This window comes from Martelella sp. (assembly GCF_984369615.1).
The window spans coordinates 1-3,025 of record NZ_CFHTCS010000449.1; the positions used below are offsets into that span (position 1 = coordinate 1).

The window sequence follows — 3,025 nt, forward strand, 5'->3', positions numbered from 1 at the left end:
CGGCCGATCGGCTCTTGCGCAGCATTCTGAGGATGACCGTGTCACCTATCTGAGCGGCGGTCTGTGGGCCCTTGCAAAAAGTAAGGCGACGCTCGAGAATGCCGACGCGATATGCCATTTTGCCTCTTCCACCATCCCGTCCTCCTCCAATGCCGACCCGATCGCCGACATCGAATCCAATCTGATTGGAACGGTGGCTCTGCTCGAGGCAATGCGGGAGGCGGGCAACAAGCGGATAATCTATCTGTCATCAGGCGGTGCTGTCTACGGCTCGCCCCGCCAGACCCCAATACATGAAGATCATCCGACAAATCCGATAAGTTCCTATGGGATCGTCAAATTGGCTGTAGAGAAATACCTGGCGATGTACAGCCATGCTCACGGTTTTAGCACGGCCGTCGTTCGGCCGGCCAACCCCTATGGGCCGGGACAGGGCAAAATCGGGCAACTCGGTGCCGTAACCACTTTCCTCAATCTTGCACTGACGGGCGGAACCGCCAAGATTTGGGGGGACGGATCTGCGGTTCGCGATTTCGTTCACGTCTTGGATCTTTGCGATCTTCTCCTCAGAATTGTCGAAACCGGAGCCGAAGGCATCTATAATTGTGGCGATGGCGAAGGGACCTCGCTGAACGAGCTGATCGACACGATCGAGACGATCACGGGCCAGGCCCTCCGCCGCGAACACCTCCCGGCCCGAAGCTTCGACCCGCCGAAAATCATTCTCGATATTTCCAAGGCACGCAGCGAAATCGGCTGGGAACCGAAGACAAGCCTCCACGAAGGCGTCGAGCATATGGTCGAGGAGTTGAAACGCGGGCCGTAGCCGTTGGTCTGCCCAAACCAGAAAAGCCGCTTGGTTATCCATAGGAAACATCGGACGAAGTCATGAAAGTATTGCTAGCACACAAGCTTTATGAGATTACCGGCGGGGCTGAGGTGTTCTTTCACGAGACTGAACGGGTTCTCCGCGAAAACGGACACGAGACATTGATGGTTGCGACCGGCGGCGCCGGCACTGACCACGCGGACAACGTGATACTGTTCGAGGCGCCTGCCTATAATGAGGGTGGATTTCTGTCCAAGCTCGCCAACTTACCGGCATCGATCTATGATCAGAAAAAGAAGCGTCGTTTTGCCGAGATCCTCCGCGAGTTCCAACCGGATGTCGTCCACGTTTTCGCGATAAACGTCCATCTCAGCCCCTCAATCATCGTCGCGGCCAAGGAGGCAGGAGTTCCTGTAATTGCCACCTTTAACGACTACAAGCACATCTGTCCGAACTACAAGCTCTTTGCAAACGGTGAAATCTGCTTCGCATGCAAGGGAAAGACATTCTACCAGGCCGCTCTGAAGAATTGCTGCAAGGGAAGTCGCAGCCTCTCCGTCGCGAGTTCGCTTGAGGCCTATGTGCACAATTGGCTGGGTATCTACGACCGGATCGACCATTTCACGTTTTCCAGCGATTTCATGGCTCACAAAACGCTGGAATTCTGGCCGGAAAAGAAAGTCTCCTGGTCAAAGGTTCGAAATCCGTTCGATTCCCGCAAGTTCGACGCCTCGGGGCCCTATGAACCCTTTGGCGTTTATTTTGGCCGGATTATCGACGAAAAGGGCGTCAACCTCATCGTTGACGCTGCTGGCGTTATCGGCGATTTTCCCATCAAGATCATCGGTGACGGACCGGACTTGGCGAAGCTTCAGAAACAGGCCGAAGAAATGGGGTTTACAAATCTCGAATTCCTCGGACCGAAGTGGAAAAGCGAGCTTGACGAGATCATCTCGCGGGCATCCTTTGTCATCGTGCCATCGCTCTGGCACGAGAACTTTCCCTATGTTATCAATCAGTCCTTCGCGTTTGGAAGACCGGTCATAGGCTCCCGGCGGGGCGGTATAACGGAACTGGTCGAGCACGGCGTGCGGGGGCTGGTCTTCGACCCGGAAAACCCCGACGAGCTCGCCGAGCGTATCCTCCAATTGGCCAGCAACCCTGATGAAGTTGTCCGCATGGGCACGGCTGCCAAGGCCTATTCCGATCAGTGCTTCAACGACGATGTCTTTCTCCAGGAAGTGATGTTTGCGTACGATAGTGTCATTTCTGCACCAGATTCTTTCTGAATGATCATCAACGAATAGTCCTTTTGCTTTCAGCGCAATCCACTAGGGACTAATGGAGACCCACCACCAGAAAGCTGGCTGAGGAAGTGGCGAACGGTCGGATTTTGATCCCTGGCCCGCCAGGCCGCCACAAGCTCGGCCTGCGGTGCGTCTTTTTCCGCAAGAGGCCGGTAAACGACACCGACGGTACCGAGCTTCGAGGCGGAATCCGGCAACAACGCATAGCCGATGCCACTGCTGACCAGACCAAGGATCGCAGGCAATTGGTTGACCTCCTGCCCGACCCGGATGCCGAAACCAGCCCGCGCGAAGACGGGCGCAAACTGGGTTCGCAGATAGGTCGCCTTCGCTCCTGCGGCGATAATCATCTGCTCTCTGGCAAGTTGTGCGATCGTGACACTGTCGAAAGCGGCGAGAGGATGCGCTTCCGGCAGTACGACCAGATAGGGTTCGCGATGGACCAGAACAGTCTCAATCGCATGATCTGTCGACAGCGGCCGTGAAAGAGCCACATCGATACGCCCTGTGTGCAGGCGATGATAGAGTTCGGACGAGATCATCTCGCTTAGTCGCAGGTCGACCTCCGGAGCTGCGTTGCGGAACGTCGAAACAAGGCCGGGCAGAACATTGAGGCTGGCGTTTTCGACGAAACCGAGATGCAGGCTGCCGATCTGCCCCCGTGCTGCCTTGCGCGCGGTACGCACACCATTGTCGATCTCCGACAGAGCCGTTCTGGTGCGTTCCAGAAAGGCATGGCCGGCCTCCGTCAGCGAGACCCGGCGCTGAGACCGTTTGAAAAGCGTGACGCCGACTTCGCCTTCGAGGCGTTGCAGCTTCTGGGAAAGAGCCGGTTGCGTGATCCCGAGCCGCTGCGCCGCACTGTGAAAGTGCAGTTCTTCCGCAAGAA

The 3,025-nt window shown here is 56.5% G+C and carries 3 protein-coding genes; 2 read left to right on the forward strand and 1 reads right to left on the reverse strand.

What is annotated here, in order from left to right; translation table 11 throughout:
• Positions 1–826: NAD-dependent epimerase/dehydratase family protein (locus tag AC5DC2_RS21985; RefSeq protein WP_491700026.1), on the forward strand; the 826-nt coding region annotated here is incomplete at its 5' end.
• 62 nt (positions 827–888) lie between these two features.
• A complete protein-coding gene (locus tag AC5DC2_RS21990) occupies positions 889–2,118 on the forward strand; it encodes a glycosyltransferase (RefSeq protein WP_491700027.1) in 1,230 nt (409 codons plus the stop codon).
• A 29-nt stretch (positions 2,119–2,147) separates the two neighbouring features.
• Here AC5DC2_RS21990 and AC5DC2_RS21995 read toward each other — a convergent pair.
• Positions 2,148–3,025 (reverse strand): LysR family transcriptional regulator (locus AC5DC2_RS21995; protein WP_491700028.1); only part of this gene is annotated, 878 nt, incomplete at its 5' end.